General features: G+C 76.5%; 2 protein-coding genes. One reads left to right on the top strand and one right to left on the bottom strand.

The window, feature by feature from the left end:
- On the bottom strand, positions 1-481 hold a 481-nt coding region (locus N866_RS17975; RefSeq protein ID WP_034229239.1), incomplete at its 3' end, for a hypothetical protein.
- A 374-nt stretch (positions 482-855) separates the two neighbouring features.
- Here N866_RS17975 and N866_RS17970 point away from each other — a divergent pair.
- A partial coding sequence (locus N866_RS17970; RefSeq protein WP_155855469.1) for a DEAD/DEAH box helicase occupies positions 856-2,208 on the top strand: 1,353 nt, incomplete at its 3' end.

Genomic DNA, 2,208 nt, shown 5'->3' with positions numbered 1-2,208 from the left:
CCCGCTCGGCGGCCGGGGCGAGGGCGGCGGCCCGGGGCGCGACCCACGTCCAGAGGTTGTGGACGAGCTCCTGCACCCACCGGGCCTCCGGCAGGTCCGCGGCCACGACGGCGACGCGCCCGGGAGCCCGGTCCGCCACCGCCGCGACGACGACGCCGCGGCCGGACCGCAGGAGCGGTGCCGCACCGGAGGAGAGCTCGAGCGACGCGCCGACCGTCCCCTCGGCGGCCTCGACGCGGGCCAGCAGGTCCTCCGCCGTCACGGCGGACAGGCCCGCCCGGTCGCCGGCCAGGCCGGTCCGCTCCGGCTCGCAGGGCCGCGGGAGGATGCCCGCCCGCGTGACCCGGGCCAGGAGCGTCGGGTCCCAGGCGCCTCCCCCCACGACCACCAGACCGGCGCCCTCGTCCAGACGCGCCTCGTCCTCGGGGGTGAGCGCGTCGTGGACCGTGCGCACGAGCACGTCGGTACGGGTGGCGAGCATGGGTGGTGGTCCCTTCGTCCGGCGCACCGACGGCGTCGTCGGTCCGCAGCGCTGCGGTTGCGGGACCCGGTGGCGGCCGCGCCGACGACCGGTCCCGCGGGCTGGTCGCCCGCCGCTCGGCCCGGCCGAGGTCGCCGGCCGGGTTACCGAACGGTACGGGTCTGTCCAGATCGTGGTCAACGGCGGCGCCCCTGCCACCAGTTCCGAACCTTGTGGTGAGGGTTACAAGGTCCCCGAAGGACCGGATCCAGGTGATCGAGGTCACCGCGGGCCATGGCCTCGGACCCGGGCGCGGGCAGACCCCAGGCCCGTAGACTGGGGGCGCTCGCGTCGTGCCCGGCGCTCCGCCCCTCCACGACCGAACGGGACGCCCCATGTCTGCCGCCACCCCCTCCCCCGACGGGACCCCCGAGGTCGGGGGCCCGACCCCGGCGACGACGCCGACCGCGTCCGCCGGCACCCCGGGTGCGGAGGACCGCCTCGCCGACCTCGCGGACCTGGGCCTGCCCGAACCCCTTCTCCAGGCGGTGCTCGACCTCGGCTTCGTGCGGCCCACGCCGATCCAGGAGGCGACCATCCCGGTGCTGCTCGCCGGCCACGACGTGACGGGCGTCGCGCAGACCGGGACCGGCAAGACCGCCGCGTTCGGCCTGCCCCTCCTGGCGGCCGTCGACCCGGGCACCCGCGGCGTGCAGGCCCTCGTCCTGACGCCGACCCGGGAGCTCGCCCAGCAGGTCGCGGAGGCGCTGACCGGCTTCGCCCGCCGGACACCCGGCGTACGGGTCGTCGCCGTCTACGGCGGAGCGCCCTTCCTCCCCCAGCAGCGGGCGATCGCCGGCGGCGCACAGGTCGTGGTCGGGACCCCCGGCCGCGTCATGGACCACCTGGACCGCAGGACCCTCACCCTGGACGCGATCCGCATGCTCGTCCTCGACGAGGCCGACGAGATGCTGCGCATGGGCTTCGCCGAGGACGTGGAGCGGATCTTCGGCGCGGCGCCCCAGCGCCGCCAGGTCGCCCTGTTCTCGGCCACGATGCCGCCCGCGATCGTCGCGGTCGCCTCGAAGCACCTCGTCGACCCCGTCCGCGTCGCGGTCGACCGCGAGTCCTCGACGGTCTCCGCGGTCCGGCAGACGTACGCCGTGGTGCCCCACCGGCACAAGATCGGTGCCCTCGCCCGCGTCCTGGCCACGGCCGACGCCGGGGCGGCGATCGTCTTCACGCGGACGCGCAGCGCGGCGGACGAGGTCGGGCTCGCGCTCGTCGCGCGAGGCCTCTCCGCGGCGACGATCTCCGGCGACGTGGCCCAGAAGGACCGCGAGCGGATCATCGACCGGCTGCGCAGCGGTGCCCTGGACACGCTCGTCGCGACGGACGTCGCGGCACGGGGGCTGGACGTCGAGCGCGTCGGCCTCGTGATCAACTTCGACGTGCCCGGGGAGCCCGAGGCGTACGTGCACCGCATCGGCCGCACGGGGCGGGCGGGGCGCGAGGGGCGCGCGCTGACGTTCGTGACGCCCAAGGAGCGGCACAAGCTCCGCGCCATCGAGCGGACCACCCGCCAGCGGCTGGAGGAGGTCACCCTCCCGACCCCCGCCGACGTCTCGAAGCACCGGATCGAGCACCTGCTCGCCCGGACGCCCGAGCGCCACGAGACCGGGCGCACCGAGCTGTACCGGACCGCCCTGCTCGAGCACGTCGAGGCCTCCGGCATGGACCTCCTGGAC

This window comes from Actinotalea ferrariae CF5-4, assembly GCF_000603945.1.
GTDB classification, from domain to species: Bacteria; Actinomycetota; Actinomycetes; order Actinomycetales; family Cellulomonadaceae; genus Actinotalea; species Actinotalea ferrariae.
Note: the sequence above shows the minus strand (reverse complement) of the source record. Positions and strands in the feature narration are given on the sequence as shown.